Below are 14,925 nucleotides of genomic sequence, written 5' to 3' on the forward strand. Positions count from 1 at the left end.
ACCTCATGCGCAAGAAGCTTCGCTTCCTTTCGTCCACCGCGCTCGCGTTTCTTCTCACCGTCCCGGCCCACGCAGCGGGCTCCGGCATGCCTTGGGAACAGCCGCTGCAGCAGATCCTTGAGTCGGTGCAGGGACCGGTCGCCAAGATCGTCGCGGTGATCATCATCATCACCACCGGCCTGACCCTTGCTTTCGGTGACACGGCAGGCGGTTTTCGCCGGCTGATCCAGATTGTCTTCGGCCTGTCGATCGCCTTCGCGGCATCGAGCTTCTTTCTCTCCTTCTTCTCCTTCGGCGGCGGGGCACTCGTCTGATGGCCACCGGAGAGCAGCATATCGAGGATTTCGAAGTCCCCGTTCACAGGGCATTGACTGAGCCGATCCTGCTGGGCGGCGCGCCGCGAGCGGTGGCGATCCTCAACGGCACGGTGGCCGCGGCAATAGGCCTTGGCCTGCAGCAGTGGATCGCCGGACTGGCGCTCTGGATCGCCGGCCACACCCTCGCGGTCTTTGCCGCTCGCCGCGATCCGGACTTCGCCAGCGTGCTTGTCCGTCATCTTCGCCTGAAGGGGTGGCTTGCATGCTGAACCTTTCGGAGTATCGCGGCAAAGCCGATCGGCTTGCCGATCATCTGCCCTGGGCCGCTTTGGTCGCGCCCGGCATCGTGCTCAATAAAGACGGTAGCTTCCAGCGAACCTTCCGGTTCCGTGGCCCCGACCTTGAAAGCGCGACCGAAGCCGAGTTGGTCGGCATCTGCGCACGAGCCAACAATGCGCTACGAAGGTTGGGCTCCGGATGGGGGTTGTTTTTCGAGGCCGAGCGCGTTGAAGCGCTGGGCTATCCGAGCTCGGCTTTTCCCGATGCTGCCTCATGGCTGGTCGATGAAGAACGGCGCGCGGCCTTCGAGGGCAAGGTCGCGCACTTCGAGAGTCGCTATCATCTGACCTTGGTCTTCATGCCGGCGCCAGATGGCCAGGCGCGGGCGGAAAGCGCACTGGTCGACTCGCATCACTCGGGAGGGGCTAGAGACTGGCGCCAGGAGCTGGCGTGGTTTCGCGACGAGACCGACCGCGTCCTGGATTTGCTGTCCGGCTTCATGCCGGAAGTGCGCGCCCTCGATGATGCCGAGACGCTAACCTATCTGCACGGCACAATCTCGACCTACCGCCATCCGGTCGCCATGCCGGAAACGCCAATGTATCTCGACGGTGTTCTGGTTGACGCGCCGCTTACCGGCGGCCTGGAGCCGATGCTGGGTGAGCAGCATCTGTGCAACCTCACCATCCTTGGTTTCCCGAACGTCACCCGGCCAGGGATCCTCGACGCGCTCAACCATCAGGATTTCGCCTACCGCTGGATGACGCGCTTCATCCCGCTCGACAAGACGGAAGCCACAAAGACACTGACCCGGTTGCGCCGTCAGTGGTTTGCCAAGCGCAAATCGGTCGCAGCCATCCTGCGCGAGGTCGTGACCAACGAACCCGCCCCTCTCGTCGATAGTGACGCCGACAACAAGGCGCTCGATGCGGATGCCGCCCTTCAGGCATTGGGCGGCGATCACGTCGGCTTCGGCTATCTCACCACAACGGTGACGGTATGGGACCAGGATCGCCAAGCCGCCGCGGAGAACCTTCGCGCGGTTGAGCGCATCGTCAACGGACTCGGCTTCACCACAATCCGTGAAAGCATCAATGCGGTCGAGGCGTGGCTCGGCTCATTGCCCGGCCATGTCTATGCCAACGTTCGCCAGCCGCTCATTCATACATTGAACCTTGCCCATCTCATGCCGCTATCGTCGGTTTGGGCCGGTCCGGCGACAAACGAGCATCTCGCGAAAGTCACCCGGATCGAAGCACCGTCGCTTCTTGTTGCCGAGACCAGCGGGTCCACCCCGTTTCGGCTTTCCACCCATGTCGACGATGTCGGTCACATGCTGATCGTTGGTCCGACCGGTGCCGGCAAGTCGGTTCTGCTTGCCCTCGTCGCTCTGCAGTTCCGCCGCTATGCCGGCGCACAGGTTTATGTCTTCGACAAGGGCAACTCGGCCCGCGCGGCGACACTCGCCATGGGTGGAGAGCACCATGGGCTTGGTGCGGACGGTGCGCTTGCCTTCCAACCGCTGCGTAATATCAATGACCAGGCTGTCCGCAGCTGGGCAGCCGAATGGATCGCCGGCCTCATCGCCCATGAGAATGTCACCGTAACGCCGGAGGTGAAGGAGGCGATCTGGTCGGCCCTGACCAGCCTTGCCACCGCGCCGGCGCAGGAACGCACGCTCACTGGATTGTCGGTCCTGCTTCAGTCCAATGCGCTGAAATCCGCGTTGATGCCGTACACGCTCGACGGCCCGTTCGGGCGTCTGCTCGATGCCGATGAAGATCGGCTGGCTTTGTCGGATGTGCAGTGTTTCGAGACCGAAGAGCTGATGCACAGCCAAGGCGCTGTGCTCCCGGTGCTCACCTATCTGTTCCATCGTCTCGAGGAGCGGTTCGACGGACGGCCGACGCTGCTGATGCTCGACGAGGCGTGGGTCTATCTCGACAACCCTCTCTTTGCCGCCCGCATCCGTGAATGGCTGAAGGTGCTGCGAAAGAAGAACGTCTCCGTCATTTTCGCCACGCAGTCACTTGCAGACATCGCTGGCTCGTCGATCGCGCCGGCGATCATCGAGAGCTGCCCACAGCGCATTTTTCTTCCCAATGACCGTGCCGTGGAACCGCAGGCGCGGGCAGCCTATGAGCGCTTCGGCCTGAACGAGCGGCAGATCGAATTGGTCGCCCGTGCCACACCGAAGCGCCAGTATTATCTGCAGTCGCGCCGCGGCAACCGCCTCTTCGAGCTCGGGCTCGGCCCGATCGCTCTTGCGCTCTGCGGGGCCTCTGATCCGGCCACGCAAGCTTTGATCGACAGCGTCCTGTCAGAGCACGGGCAGGACAGCTTTGCCTCCCGGTTCCTGAGTGCGCGCGGCCTCGATTGGGCTGCCGAGCTTCTCCAGCAATTCCCTCAACCAGACAAGGAGCAATCGTCATGATGCGGCGCCGCCTTCTCACCAGCCTGATCACCGTTTCCCTAATCGCAAAACCGATGGCCGACTACGTCCAGCCGGCCCACGCCCTAATCGTGTTCGATCCGTCGAATTATGCGCAGAACGTGCTGACAGCGGCACGTTCCCTGGAGCAGATAAACAACCAGATCCAGTCGCTTCAGAACCAGGCGACGATGCTGCAGAACATGGCGCGCAACCTTCAGCGCCTGGATTTTTCTTCCGTCGGCCAGCTCACAGGTTCGCTCCAACGGATCGACGGCCTGATGACCCAGGCCAGCGGCCTGAGCTTCGATCTCGACAAGCTTCAGAACCAGTGGCGTGTGCAATATCCGGAAAGCTACGACGCCACAATCAAGGTCAGCGATGTGGCGAGCGCCGCGCGCGAGCGCTGGCAAAACGCCATGCAGGCGTTCCGCCAAACCATGAGCGCGCAGTCGCAGATCGTGGAGAACGTGCGGGCCGACGGCGACCTGCTTACCGATCTCGTCAACCGCAGTCAGGGCGCGGCAGGTGCCCTTGAGGCAAGCCAGGCCACCAATCAGCTGATCGCGCTTTCGACCAAGCAGCAGATTCAGATCCAGACGCTGCTCGCGACCCAGTTCCGGGCTGAAGCCGAAGATGCTGCCCGCAAGGCGCAGTCCGAGGAAGCCGCCCGCGAGACGACGAAGCGTTTCCTGGGTACCGGAACGGCCTATCCCGGCAACTGATCAGCAGTTCTTCAAGACAACGAGGAAGGCGGCGACATGAACGACCTCGGCGTCATTGATCGCTTCATGGAGACTTTTACCCGCTATATTGATAGCGGGTTCGGTCTGCTTTCGGGCGACGTCGCCTTTCTCACCACCATCTTGATCGGCATCGACATCACGCTGGCAGGCCTGGTCTGGGCGTTCGGCGGCGAGCCCAATGTTCTTGGCCGGCTTGTCCGAAAAGTGCTCTATGTCGGCGCCTTCGCCTTCATCCTGAACAATTTTAAGAACCTCGCCGACATCATCTACCATTCCTTTGCCGGGCTCGGCATCAACGCATCGGCCGGCAATCTGTCCGCCGACAGTCTCCTGCGGCCAGGCCGCATTGCCGCGGCCGGCTTCGAGGGCGCCTGGCCGCTGCTCAATCAAGCGAGCCAGCTAGTCGGCTTCCCCGAGATCTTTGGCAACGCGCTGACCATCTTCGTGCTGCTTCTCGCCTGGTTTCTGGTCCTCATCGCCTTCTTCATTCTTTCAATTCAGCTCTTCATCACTATCCTGGAGTTCAAACTCACCACATTGGCCGGTTTTGTTCTGGTGCCCTTCGCGCTCTGGAACCGCTCGGCGTTTCTGGCCGAGCGCGTGCTCGGCAATGTGATCTCGTCGGGCATTAAGGTGATGGTGCTTGCTGTCATCGTCGGCATCGGCTCCACGCTCTTCGGCGAGTTCGCTTCCGCGCTGCAAGGCAAGGAGCCGGACTTGGCCGCGGCCATGTCACAGGTACTGGGCGCGTTGGCGCTGCTTGGGCTCGGCATTTTCGGACCGGGAATTGCCTCGGGTCTTGTTTCCGGCGCGCCGCAGCTTGGCGCGGGAGCCGCACTCGGAACCACCGCGGCGGCCGCCGGATCAACGCTCGTTGCCGGAGGTGCGGCGCTTGCCGGCGCGCGCATGGCAACCGGCGGCGGTCTCGCCGCCCTTCGAGCCGGCACGGCCATGGGATCGGCTGCTTCCACAGCTTGGCAGATGAGGCGTGCAACATCGCCCGAGTCCGGCCTCTCCGGCGTAGCTGCTGGACTGCAGGGCGTTGCCGGCGCAGCTGGCGGCGCCGCGATTCGGGGAATGCGACCTGCAACAGAACCATTCCGGCGCAGCGCCGATGCCGGCCGCGATGCCGCCTGGACCGCGACGGGCGGCACGCCGACCGCATCAATGACCGGAAACCCTGCCGCGTCAGGTGCCAATGCCGCGCCGGCGTGGGCGAGGCGCTTGCGTTCCGAACAGACCGCGCGCGCCCATCGCCACGCCGCCACGCAGGCCGTCCGCGATGGCGATCGGGGTGGAAGCGGCGCCAACCCCTCTCTCAACGATAAGGAAGACTAGATGCTCTTCAAGCGACCTGTTCAGCGTTACGGGAAGACGCCCCACCCCGTCACACCATACCAGAAGGCCGCCCAACTTTGGGACGAGCGCATCGGCACTGCGCGCGTGCAGGCAAGGAACTGGCGCCTGATGGCCTTTGGCTGCCTCGCTCTGGCCACCGGGCTCTCTGGTGGACTCTTGTGGCAGTCGATGCAGGGCCGCGTCGTGCCCTATGTCGTCGAGGTTGATCGTTTCGGCGAGGCGCGCGCCGTCGCTCCAGCAATCCGGGACTACGAGCCCACCGATGCCCAGATCGCCTGGCATCTCGGCCGCTTCATCCAGAATGTCCGCTCTGTTTCCACCGATGCGGTGCTGGTGCGGCAGAATTGGCTCTCGGCCTACGACTTTGCCACCGACCGCGGAGCCCTCTTTCTCAACGAGTACGCTAAGGCCAACGACCCGTTCGGCAAGATCGGCACGCGCAGCGTCTCGGTGCAGGTGACGAGCGTGGTTCGAGCGTCCGACAGCTCCTTTCAAGTCAAATGGACCGAGCAGGTCTTTGAGCGCGGCAGCCTCGCCAGCACAACGCGTTGGACCGGGATCCTCACCATTGTGATCCGGCCGCCGAACAATACCGATCAGCTGCGCAAAAACCCGCTCGGCGTCTTCATCAATGCCATCGACTGGTCGCGCGAGCTCGACAGTGCCGCGCAGACTTCCGTTCCCCCAAAGGAGCCCGCCAATGAAAAATAGACTCTCGTCGCTCCGCACTGCGCTGGTCCTGTCGACGTCGGCTGCGGTCATCTCCGCCTGTGCCTCGAAGCCGGTGCCGCCACCTCAGATTTCCTATGATGCTGCCAAGTTCCAACCGGCGGCAATCGAGAAGGCGCCGGAGAAGCCCGTCAAAGTCGTGGAAGTGCCGAAACCGCTACCGCTGCCCGGCCAGTTGCAGCCCGAGCCGGGCAAGGCTGCTGAAGACAGGCGCTCGCCTGAAGAACGTGTCGCCGATGCCAACAAGGCGGCGACGCAGCAACCCACCAAATATGGCTATGTGAATGCGGTGCAGGTTTACCCCTTTGCCGAAGGCGCGCTCTACCAGCTCTATGCCGCACCGGAGCGCGTCAGCGATATCGCTCTGCAGTCAGGCGAGAAACTCCAATCCGTGTCGGCCGGCGATACAGTGCGCTGGGTAATTGGCGACACCGTCAGTGGCTCCGGCGATGACCAGCGCACCCATGTGCTGGTGAAGCCCTTCGCGCCAGGACTTGCCACCAATCTGGTGATCACCACGGACCGGCGAAGCTATCACTTGCAGCTTCAAAGCACGGATAAGACCGCCATGGCGGCAATCTCCTGGACCTACAGCGAGGACCAGATTATCGCGCTACGCCGGCGCGATGCGCAGGCCGAGGCTGCTATGCCAGTGGCGTCGAATGTGGCTCTCGAAAATATTCGCTTCCGCTATTCGATTACCGGCGACATGCCGCCCTGGAGGCCGACGCGCGCGTTCGATGATGGCAGCAAGGTCTACATCGAGTTTCCGCGCCGCATCGATCAGGGCGAGGCCCCGCCGCTCTTCATCGTCGGTGCTGACGGGGACAACCAGCTCGTCAACTACCGCATACGCGGCAACTATTACATTGTCGATCGCCTCTTCGCCGCGGCCGAACTGCGCCTCGGCGCCAAGCAGCAACAGGTGGTGCGCATCACGAGGACCGACGGCAGGCAAGCGCCGCGGCGGATATTGCTCTTTTCGCGTTCCAGCAGGTGAGGGACGGCCCATGACGGATACTTCCCGCTCCGATCCTTCACCGAAACTCGATCCAGAACAGCTCCAGCTGCGGGCCCCGCCCCGCCGCGCTGTGCGCTTCAAGCGCGGCATTATTGTCGCCATTGCAGCTGTTGGTTCCGGCACCGTTCTAGGCATCACCATGATGGCGCTGCAGGGACCGGCACTGCGCATCAAAGAGCAGGCTGAAGAGCTTTACAACACTGAGCGGAAGCCAACCGCGGAGGCAATTGAAAGGCTGCCCAAGGACTATTCCGGGATCAAGCCCAAGCCTCCGGTGCTTGGACCACCGCTGCCCGGCGACCTCGGCCGCCCCATCCTTGAGCACCAACGCCAGCTGGGCATCGCGCCGGGCCAGGAGGTTTCGGCGGAGGAGCAGCGCCTTGCACAGCAGGCGATCGAGGCGCGCGAATCGCAAATCTTCTTCCGGATCGAAAATCGACCCCGGCAAGCGGATGCCGCCGGCAACGGGCAGGGCGGGCGTCCACCCTTTGATGGAACGGCTCCACAATCCGATGCCGCACGCGATTCAGCTTCCGTTGCACCGGCCGAGGGCGACCAAAACAATCAACAGCGCAAGCTCGATTTTGTCAGCCAGCGGAACACAAGTGGAATCTACAATCTGCATGCACTGCAGACGCCGGCTTCGCCGTATCAGCTGATGGCCGGCAGCGTCATCGCAGCGAGCCTGATCACTGGCATCAATTCCGACTTGCCCGGCCTCGTCGTCGCACAGGTCACCGAGAATGTGCACGACACAGTCACCGGCAGCACCTTGCTCATTCCGCAAGGCTCTCGCCTGATTGGCACCTATGACAGCGTTGTTGCCTTTGGACAAAGGCGCGCGCTGCTGGTCTGGCAACGGATACTGCTGCCCGACGGCTCTTCGATCGAAATCGACAATCTGCCGGCGACGGACACCGCCGGCTATGCCGGGCTTGAGGACAAGGTGGATTTCCACACCTGGCAGCTGATGAAAGGCGTTGCGCTGGCCACGTTGCTGGGGGTCGGCACCGAGCTGAGCCTCGGGCAAGACGAAAGCGACCTGGTCAAAGCAATCCGCGAATCCGCTCAGCAGAACGTCAGTCAAGCTGGCCAGCGCATCACCGAGAAGAACCTCAATATTCAGCCCACGATCACCGTCCGCCCTGGTTGGCCACTGCGCGTCATCGTGCACAAGGATCTTGTGCTGCGACCGTACCCGAATTGACTGGAGTCATCATGACCAATCTGAAACTCGGCAAACTTCCGGATCGGACACCTTCGAAGATCACCATAAGCGTAAGTGCAGACCTGAACCAAGCACTGAAGGACTATGCGGCGCTTTATCGTCAGACCTATGGCGAGTCCGAATCGGTAGCGGAACTCATCCCGTTCATGCTGGCGGAGTTCCTGGAGAGCGATCGAGCGTTTGCCAAGGCCAGAAAGGAAGGGCTCCCTGTCGTCGACAAGTCAGAGAAATCGCGGCGGCAGCCAATTTCAGGGTCCGAATAAGTGACAGCGACCAGTGAGTCCGAGGGGGCACCTTTCTAGGCGGGCAAATGCATTGAAGCAACTTGCCGGCGGCAAGCCGAAACACAGGGCACAAAAGACGAGCTGATCTGCCCCGAACCAATGCCGGCTCTGCGCCCGTTGTCGGTCGTTGCGGACTGTTATGCAGGCTCCTAAAAGCAGACGCTACAATTCCTTCGAATCGTCCGAGAGTGTGAAATGGGACTTTCACACTGAGACGGTCTTCTCTAAGGAACGACTCAATTTAGTAGATCGAATTATCCATAGGAGGCTCTTGGGGAACACTTCTACTATGGAATTGATCCAAAGACAGCGCCAGACAGTGAGGGCTTTGTTTTGGGCCGCTTGCAGTCCAACCCGTCCGAGTTTTTCTAGCGTGGCCTTTGGATGGTCGTATAGATCGTAGCTCGCCGACGCAACGATTGCTACAGGGTGAGGGCTCCGCTCTCCGCCTGCCTATGGGCGTACTCGTAGGATTGCAGGAAGTCGTCCGCAGTGCCGACACATTCCGCAAGTCCGAACCGATCGCGCAGGATCTCGTCCATCGGATCACTGGCGATTGACACGTAGAGCCCGGCTCCACTACCGCGCTCTACCAACACGCGTCTCGCATTTTCATCCCGGAGTGAGTGGCCAACAACAATCACTGGTCGATTCCCGATCACTTGGGCGATGCTACTCCAGTATAGACTGTCGAGGCGAGCGTGGGCTGCGTCCTCTTCGGTGACAATCAATGAAGAGGGGCTACCGACGGACCCATCGACCTGAAATATGGTGAGTTGCTCTCCGTCCCCACGAACCTCACCGTTCGATGATCGGACTGTGTAGGGCACGCCTCGTGCGACGCTGGCCCGCTCGAACAGGTCGTCGTAATTAGTGGTGACGATGTGGCGGAAGCTTGAGACCGCCGCCAGATGGCCAAGCGTCGGCGCCACACCTTGCACCATATCGAATGCTTGAACCACAGTCCTTTCCAGCTCCGCTCGGCCGAACCGGCGCTCAACGGCAGAAGCGACGTCCGCGAAGCGGTGCCTCGCGAGGATACGGTCCCCGTCGATGCCAAGCGACAAACGCGCGCCGAAGAGTTCAATCATCACGTTAGCCGTCGGCAGTCCAGCAGACACCGATATGCCTGCGCCAGCTAAGAGCACCGGGTCGAGACCGACGAAGCCGGTAGGAATCGGCATCCTGTCGAATTTCCGTCCAGAGGCCCCCGTAAGTGTCCGGATGCCAGTGAGCCGCTTCTCGGCCATCTCCTTCAAGACCGAGCGGTGGAAAAGATCAAGCAAAGCGTCTCCTACCTTGCGCTCGAGTTCATCAATCCACTCGAACTCTTGCCTGAAACGGCCAGCCTCCCAATCTCCGACCTCCCGGCGAAACGAGTCGCGCGCTATTGCCTCCACCGTGGTGTTGGACGATCCGTACGGGATCTTCTTGAAGAAGGGAAGAATCGGCAGCCCGATCGTTTTGGCGTACAGAGCCTCCATATGCGTTACCGATCGTCCTTCGCCGCCTCCAGGGCCGGTCGGCGGGATCCAACCGTAGCTGTCTCCACTCAGCAAGACGAAGAGGTGAGATGCCTCAATCTCTGCGCGGATGACGTCCCAACTGGCGCTACCATCGGGATGCATGTTTTCGGCATTGACGGGTTCAAGGTTGAGAGAGCTGAGCCGTGCAGACACGGCCCGACGCGCATCGCCGAGATCATTCATCGTGCTACTAATGAACACACGTAACCTGCTGGACACCGGCACTCTCCCATCCGAAGAACGCAATCTGTCACCCGCCATTAAAACGGGCGGCGTCAAGCTCTCTAGTCTCTCTACGCTGCTTAAGTGCCCAGGGCTCTGATTTCCTGTTCTACCACACGATAGCGCTCCCTAACCTCCTCTCCGGAGTAGAAGCTGATTAGATCCTGTTTCGACAGGGTTCCGTCCTTCATGAATTTCGCCAGATACCGGCCGTTGAATTCCATCAGGGAAATGCTCTTTTCTAGCCGCGCCAGAATCGCTTTGGCAGTCTCGATATTGGAAAGGACAAGCGAGCGGATGGCTGCCGCGTCAGAAAGATCCTTCGCAGTCCGGCTAACGATGAGGGCGAGTATTTCCAAATCGATGTCATCGCTCTTGGGTCGCAGAACAAGGTCCCGCGCCAACGCATAGGCGATCGCCAAGTTGCGGTAGTCGCCGCGGGCTGAATCCACAATCACCACAAAACCGACACCGGGAATGAACTTCAGGTCGTTGACTTCGGCGAGCACCGAATTGTCAGCCAAAGTAGCGTCCAGAACGATGATGCCGGCCTGTCCGTCGCGGTTGGCTTGGGTCTCCAGAAGTTGGCTCCAGGCGGTGTCGAAAGACTTGGAGAAGACGTCCTTGGATCGGATGTCGCCGAGCCGAATACCCTTGTCGAACTTGCACTCGATAGCGATGCGCGCGCCCGGACGCCCCGCTATCTCGCACAGGATATCCCCCGTCTTGTTCCGCGGAAGCAGTCCTGTGCTGCTTCCGGTTAGATGCACGGTGTCTTCAAACCGGCGTGATTTGATGAGGTCGTTGAGGAAGTCCGCGATCTCAATCTCAGCGTGCGCACCCTTGGCGGCGCTTTTGTAGAAAAGCTCTTGCTTCATATCGAAGATCAGCTTCAGGCTTTCCAGTTCGGTGCCGAGACTGTTTGCAGTTTGAGAGAGGAACGAAGACAGCCGGTCCTCCATCAGAGCAAGGACACCGATGTAGAGCGCTCGATGCAGCTTTTCATCACGATCGGCTGCAGGCAACCGGTTGAAGAAGGCGAACACCACCTCGTTTGCTAGCTCAAAGGACGAGATTTCGACCCGGCGTCGTTTCTGGTCGAGCGAGACGGTTGCCATGCGGTTGGGGCCTCCAGGGTTCAGACGCGGCTGTAGCGGTAGTGTCCCTTCAAGTTCGCGGCTAGAAAGACGCCTTTTGACTCGGACCGTTCGAACTCCTCAGCCATACGTGCCGGCACACCGTAATATTCGTACACGCCTCCATTATTGAACAGAACCTGCAGAACCTGCGTCCCCTCATCGTATCGCAATGCCTGGATGCTGGAGGAAGTGAATGGTGCAAAGTCTCGGAATGCCATGATCTAGGCCTCGTTGGAGTTTGTGAGGGAAGGATTCTGTTGCCGCCAGACACGAACGAAATCGTCGTATGATGCGTCCGCGTTGAGGTGAATATTCCATCCGCCCGGCGATTGGGAATCCTCTGGCATCTGGACGTCGCAGACCAGTGGATCCTGGCTGTCGGGCCTGCGGTCCTTGGGCGGGGCCTGGATAGTTGCTCGCATCGGCATGTTGACGGCTTCGCCTAGCACTATGGCTTCTCCCGTCCGCAAGATAGGCAACATGTTCGTCAGACCCTCAAGATTGTCCGAGAGCGTGCCCGTCACGTGTGAGCGATCGGTCGCGTTGCTCAGCCGTAGCGCGAAAAAAGTTCCGCACTGAGAGAGGATGGTCGGATCGATTTCGGCGGGGCGCTGGCTGACAATCATTGCACCGATGCCGTATTTTCGCCCTTCCTTGACTATCCGCTGCACGATGCTCGCCGCCAGGCCGTCGTTAGCGCCGTTGAGATAGTTGTGAGCCTCTTCCATGACTATCAGCAACGGACGTTCTCGCCCTCCCTCGGAGAGGTTTCGAGCCCAGAACAGTGCATCGTAGAGGACGCGCAGCACGACCCCGATGATGTCGTTGGTCATGGATGACGGCACGCCGGACAGGTCGATGATGCTGGTGTTGCGAGCGCCCCCAATCCATTGCTTCATCAACTCCATTAGGTCTTTTTCGACCTTTCCGTCCAGGGCAGGATGCCAATCACCCGCCTTCAGAAGAAAGTCGAACCGTGACACCCGGAGCTTGGACCCTAAATTTTCAAGCGCGCTGGCGAGATTGAGAGGGTCCGGAAGATAGCGGATCTTCTCATCGTCCCCCTTGATATCCTTGACCCTGCGGAAGCGAGGAGCGACGCCCTTCATCGCGTCGCCCACCATATCGTTGCCCGCGCCATCCTTCTCATACATCCACGAGCTCGGATCAGATGGATTGCCGAGCGCGGGATTGTAAGTTCCGAACTCGGCGCAATACAGGTCATACCAGAGTTTGTTCAGAGAGAAGGGAACAGGGCTGTCTCCGCCGACACTGGCTTCGTCAATCCCGGCAAGTGGGTAGGTGCGCAGGAACGCGCCTTTGGCTGCGATCACGCGTTCTAGGATGACGTTCCGCGCCTTGCCGTCTGCCGGTAGAGCCCCAAAGGTCAGGCGGAGCATTTCATCGAAATTCAGAGCCCAATAGGGGATGCGGAGCGGAAGCTCGTTGGCGGCCTTGGCGTTTGGATTGATTCGAAAAATGTTCGCCCGATCCCCCAGCGCTTTTGGGTATTCTCCATGAAGATCGAGAACAACGATCCTTGATGATGGAAACCGGCCTGGATCCGACAGCGCGGATAAGATGCCTGCGACGGTCGTCGACTTGCCCGATCCCGTGGTTCCGACGATTGCCGAGTGGCGCGTGACCAGTTTATTGATGTCGACAAGGGCGTCGATCGACTCGCTTCCCGTAATGTGTCCTACTCTTACGTAGTTGTTGAGCGCGCCCACGCGGCCGTAGATCGCCTGAAGATCGGTCTCGGAGACGAGGTGAACCTCGTCGTCGATGGTGGGGTACTGGGAGATGCCCCGCTGGAAGCTCTCGGACTTATGACCTTCCCCGATCAGCTGCACCGTCATCCACCGATGACTTTCTGCCTGCTCTCCGACCCTGGAGGCAGGGACAGCACTGGCTCCCACCTGACTGACGATTCCGAATAATTCTGTATAGCCGACCGGGATCTTGACGAAGCTGCCGATCTGGCCGATGCGGTAGCCTTGGCCCCTGACAAAGGTCAGCCCCGAATGCTGCCCGGAACCGAGCGTAACGCTCACAGTCGTTCCACTGACGTCCTGAACCGTGCCAATGACCGTCGCGAGGGCCGATTCAGACGGCGTCATCTTCGGTCACCTCACCGGTGAGATAACGGATCAAAAAGCCGAAATGAGCGAAATTACCTACGCCGACTTTTGTCTTTCCGTCGGCCGCTTTGATGACTATGCCCGGTGGTATAGAAGAGGAAACGTCATCAGCGAGGGCCTTCCAGAGCCCTTCAATTCGCCCGATTATAGCCGAATGATCGCCCAAGATGCTCAGGTTCGGCAGCTGAAGTCCGCACTCGCGAGCCTTCTTGTAACGAACATCAGCGGGATCACCGTATATAAGGCCGAAGACCTGGGCGGTCGGATTGGCTTCCAGAGACCTGCAGATGACGTCATTAATGTGCTCATCGCTAAACGAATAGCCCGACATGAACAGGATTGCATTCGGCTGAAGGATGAAGGCCTTCAATCGGTCGAGCATTGCCAGATAGGGCATCTTCCGGCTCTGATCGTATTTAAGATGCGACGGATAGATCAGATACGAGGTGCTCGTGTCGCGGTTGTCTGACCGCACGACTCTCTTGCCATCACCCGTCAAGCGCCAATTGAGCGAGCCGTGTATTTTCCATAAGCGCGCCCAGCGAGCTGGAAGCAGGTTTTCATCTTCTACGGCCCCAAGGTCAAAAAACGCCTTCCGAGTTCCGACGAAGCCATCGAAATAAGGTGTGGCGGACTCTTCGAGCGCTTGTTCGACCAAGAGATCGTAGTTGGTAGTAAATATCTGAACCGGTTTGGCGCGTCGGATCGATCGGGCCCAGATCGCCAAGTCGTGATACGCAGAACTGCGATCCGGCAGGGCCTTATCCACTTGCTCACTGATGACGGCGCAAATCTCGGCATCCAGCTGATCGAGCGTTGTTCGGTCGAGCCCTCTGACTGTACTAGGACCAGCAACGGCGGCCAGTTGCCGGATGTAGCTTAAGATATATTCAATATTATTGGCTCCGCCATCGTCCTCGATCACGGCCGTGAGCAACTTCTTCCATGCTTCCTTGTGCGCCCCGACGGCGAAGGTCTCGCTAATCACTTTGGTTAGGCCGGCGACGTCAGGGATCAAGGCCGAGCCGTCGGCCAACCGGATCGATAGCGGACATCCGGCTCCAATGAAGAAGCCGACCGCTCTCTTGTTTTGGGATAGAGCCTGCTGGATATAATGTATCTGGCGTACAGCTTCGTGTTCCAAGTATTTACCCCCGTCGCCCTCACGACGAACTATTTAGCACCGTATCTGATTGCTACGATTCGCGCCAAGGCAGTTGACGGTCCTATAGCAATTAGTGCGATGAGGGTATTGGCGGCAAGCTAAGTCTGGATGACCGCGCGGTGACAAAGAAGAATCACCTCGAAAAGGTCGGCGAGCTTGACGAGAAATTCGCCAAACTCGCCAAATCGTCGGCCAAGTTACTCAAGTCCACCGAGAGCCGAAGAGATCCGGGTGCAGGTGTAGGGTGCGTAGATGTCGCAAATTCCCTCGATGTGTATGTCGTCAGTGTGAAATACGGTTTTCACACTATCGGACATGCCCAAGGAATTTTGACGTCA

At 59.9% G+C, this 14,925-nt stretch carries 14 protein-coding genes; 9 read left to right on the plus strand and 5 right to left on the minus strand.

Features of this window, described 5'->3' with window-relative positions:
- Window positions 1–5 precede the first annotated feature (5 nt).
- From NKI39_RS25480 to NKI39_RS25520, 9 genes are read left to right on the plus strand one after another with little or no spacing between them, the layout of a single operon-like run.
- On the plus strand, window positions 6–314 hold the full coding sequence (locus NKI39_RS25480) for a TrbC/VirB2 family type IV secretion system protein (RefSeq protein ID WP_352528997.1): 309 nt from the start codon (window positions 6–8) through the stop codon (window positions 312–314).
- Window positions 314–586, plus strand: a complete 273-nt coding sequence (locus NKI39_RS25485) for a VirB3 family type IV secretion system protein (RefSeq protein WP_352700468.1) — start codon at window positions 314–316, stop codon at window positions 584–586. The genes NKI39_RS25480 and NKI39_RS25485 overlap by 1 nt, the downstream gene beginning before the upstream one ends.
- On the plus strand, window positions 580–3,030 hold the full coding sequence (gene trbE / locus NKI39_RS25490) for a conjugal transfer protein TrbE (protein WP_352700469.1): 2,451 nt from the start codon (window positions 580–582) through the stop codon (window positions 3,028–3,030). The genes NKI39_RS25485 and trbE overlap by 7 nt, the downstream gene beginning before the upstream one ends.
- Window positions 3,027–3,752, plus strand: a complete 726-nt coding sequence (trbJ, locus tag NKI39_RS25495) for a P-type conjugative transfer protein TrbJ (protein ID WP_023718720.1) — start codon at window positions 3,027–3,029, stop codon at window positions 3,750–3,752. The genes trbE and trbJ overlap by 4 nt, the downstream gene beginning before the upstream one ends.
- 36 nt (window positions 3,753–3,788) lie before the next feature.
- A complete protein-coding gene (gene trbL, locus NKI39_RS25500) occupies window positions 3,789–5,111 on the plus strand; it encodes a P-type conjugative transfer protein TrbL (protein WP_352835258.1) in 1,323 nt (440 codons plus the stop codon).
- Window positions 5,112–5,843 carry a conjugal transfer protein TrbF gene (trbF, locus tag NKI39_RS25505; protein WP_352700471.1) on the plus strand — a complete coding sequence of 244 codons (732 nt, stop codon included), beginning with the start codon at window positions 5,112–5,114 and terminating at the stop codon, window positions 5,841–5,843.
- A complete protein-coding gene (trbG, locus tag NKI39_RS25510) occupies window positions 5,833–6,861 on the plus strand; it encodes a P-type conjugative transfer protein TrbG (RefSeq protein ID WP_352700472.1) in 1,029 nt (342 codons plus the stop codon). The genes trbF and trbG overlap by 11 nt, the downstream gene beginning before the upstream one ends.
- Before the next feature lie 10 nt (window positions 6,862–6,871).
- The gene (locus NKI39_RS25515) at window positions 6,872–8,089 is read left to right on the plus strand and encodes a TraB/TrbI/VirB10 family type IV secretion system protein (protein WP_352700473.1); all 1,218 of its coding nucleotides are present in this window, start codon (window positions 6,872–6,874) and stop codon (window positions 8,087–8,089) included.
- Between the two features lie 11 nt (window positions 8,090–8,100).
- Window positions 8,101–8,373 (plus strand): DUF2274 domain-containing protein, encoded by a 273-nt coding sequence (locus NKI39_RS25520; protein ID WP_023718715.1) that lies wholly within the window; start codon window positions 8,101–8,103, stop codon window positions 8,371–8,373.
- Window positions 8,374–8,816: 443 nt separating this feature from the next.
- On the opposite strand, the gene NKI39_RS25525 is transcribed toward NKI39_RS25520, so the two are convergent.
- From NKI39_RS25525 to NKI39_RS25545, 5 genes are all read right to left on the minus strand, one after another.
- Window positions 8,817–10,139, minus strand: coding sequence for a DUF4062 domain-containing protein (locus NKI39_RS25525; protein WP_352835261.1), 1,323 nt, complete (start codon window positions 10,137–10,139; stop codon window positions 8,817–8,819).
- Between the two features lie 83 nt (window positions 10,140–10,222).
- Window positions 10,223–11,260, minus strand: a complete 1,038-nt coding sequence (locus tag NKI39_RS25530; protein ID WP_023718712.1) for a hypothetical protein — start codon at window positions 11,258–11,260, stop codon at window positions 10,223–10,225.
- Between the two features lie 20 nt (window positions 11,261–11,280).
- On the minus strand, window positions 11,281–11,499 hold the full coding sequence (locus NKI39_RS25535) for a KTSC domain-containing protein (protein WP_023718711.1): 219 nt from the start codon (window positions 11,497–11,499) through the stop codon (window positions 11,281–11,283).
- A gap of 3 nt (window positions 11,500–11,502) precedes the next feature.
- A complete protein-coding gene (locus tag NKI39_RS25540; RefSeq protein ID WP_023718710.1) occupies window positions 11,503–13,401 on the minus strand; it encodes an ATP-binding protein in 1,899 nt (632 codons plus the stop codon).
- Window positions 13,388–14,566, minus strand: a complete 1,179-nt coding sequence (locus NKI39_RS25545; RefSeq protein ID WP_352700474.1) for an SIR2 family NAD-dependent protein deacylase — start codon at window positions 14,564–14,566, stop codon at window positions 13,388–13,390. Before NKI39_RS25545 ends, NKI39_RS25540 begins: the two co-directional genes overlap by 14 nt.
- Between the last annotated feature and the right edge of the window lie 359 nt (window positions 14,567–14,925).

The sequence above is a fragment of the Mesorhizobium sp. M0664 genome (genome assembly GCF_040320565.1).
Classification (GTDB): Bacteria; Pseudomonadota; Alphaproteobacteria; order Rhizobiales; family Rhizobiaceae; genus Mesorhizobium.

What these genes read in the sequence shown, in the direction of transcription:
- NKI39_RS25520 (WP_023718715.1), top strand. Translation starts at nt 8,101, where the DNA reads ATGACCAATCTGAAACTCGGCAAACTTCCGGATCGGACACCTTCGAAG.
- trbG (WP_352700472.1), top strand. Translation starts at nt 5,833, where the DNA reads ATGAAAAATAGACTCTCGTCGCTCCGCACTGCGCTGGTCCTGTCGACG.
- NKI39_RS25540 (WP_023718710.1), bottom strand. Translation starts at nt 13,401, where the DNA reads ATGACGCCGTCTGAATCGGCCCTCGCGACGGTCATTGGCACGGTTCAG.
- NKI39_RS25530 (WP_023718712.1), bottom strand. Translation starts at nt 11,260, where the DNA reads ATGGCAACCGTCTCGCTCGACCAGAAACGACGCCGGGTCGAAATCTCG.
- NKI39_RS25485 (WP_352700468.1), top strand. Translation starts at nt 314, where the DNA reads ATGGCCACCGGAGAGCAGCATATCGAGGATTTCGAAGTCCCCGTTCAC.
- trbF (WP_352700471.1), top strand. Translation starts at nt 5,112, where the DNA reads ATGCTCTTCAAGCGACCTGTTCAGCGTTACGGGAAGACGCCCCACCCC.
- NKI39_RS25515 (WP_352700473.1), top strand. Translation starts at nt 6,872, where the DNA reads ATGACGGATACTTCCCGCTCCGATCCTTCACCGAAACTCGATCCAGAA.
- trbL (WP_352835258.1), top strand. Translation starts at nt 3,789, where the DNA reads ATGAACGACCTCGGCGTCATTGATCGCTTCATGGAGACTTTTACCCGC.
- trbE (WP_352700469.1), top strand. Translation starts at nt 580, where the DNA reads ATGCTGAACCTTTCGGAGTATCGCGGCAAAGCCGATCGGCTTGCCGAT.
- trbJ (WP_023718720.1), top strand. Translation starts at nt 3,027, where the DNA reads ATGATGCGGCGCCGCCTTCTCACCAGCCTGATCACCGTTTCCCTAATC.
- NKI39_RS25535 (WP_023718711.1), bottom strand. Translation starts at nt 11,499, where the DNA reads ATGGCATTCCGAGACTTTGCACCATTCACTTCCTCCAGCATCCAGGCA.
- NKI39_RS25480 (WP_352528997.1), top strand. Translation starts at nt 6, where the DNA reads ATGCGCAAGAAGCTTCGCTTCCTTTCGTCCACCGCGCTCGCGTTTCTT.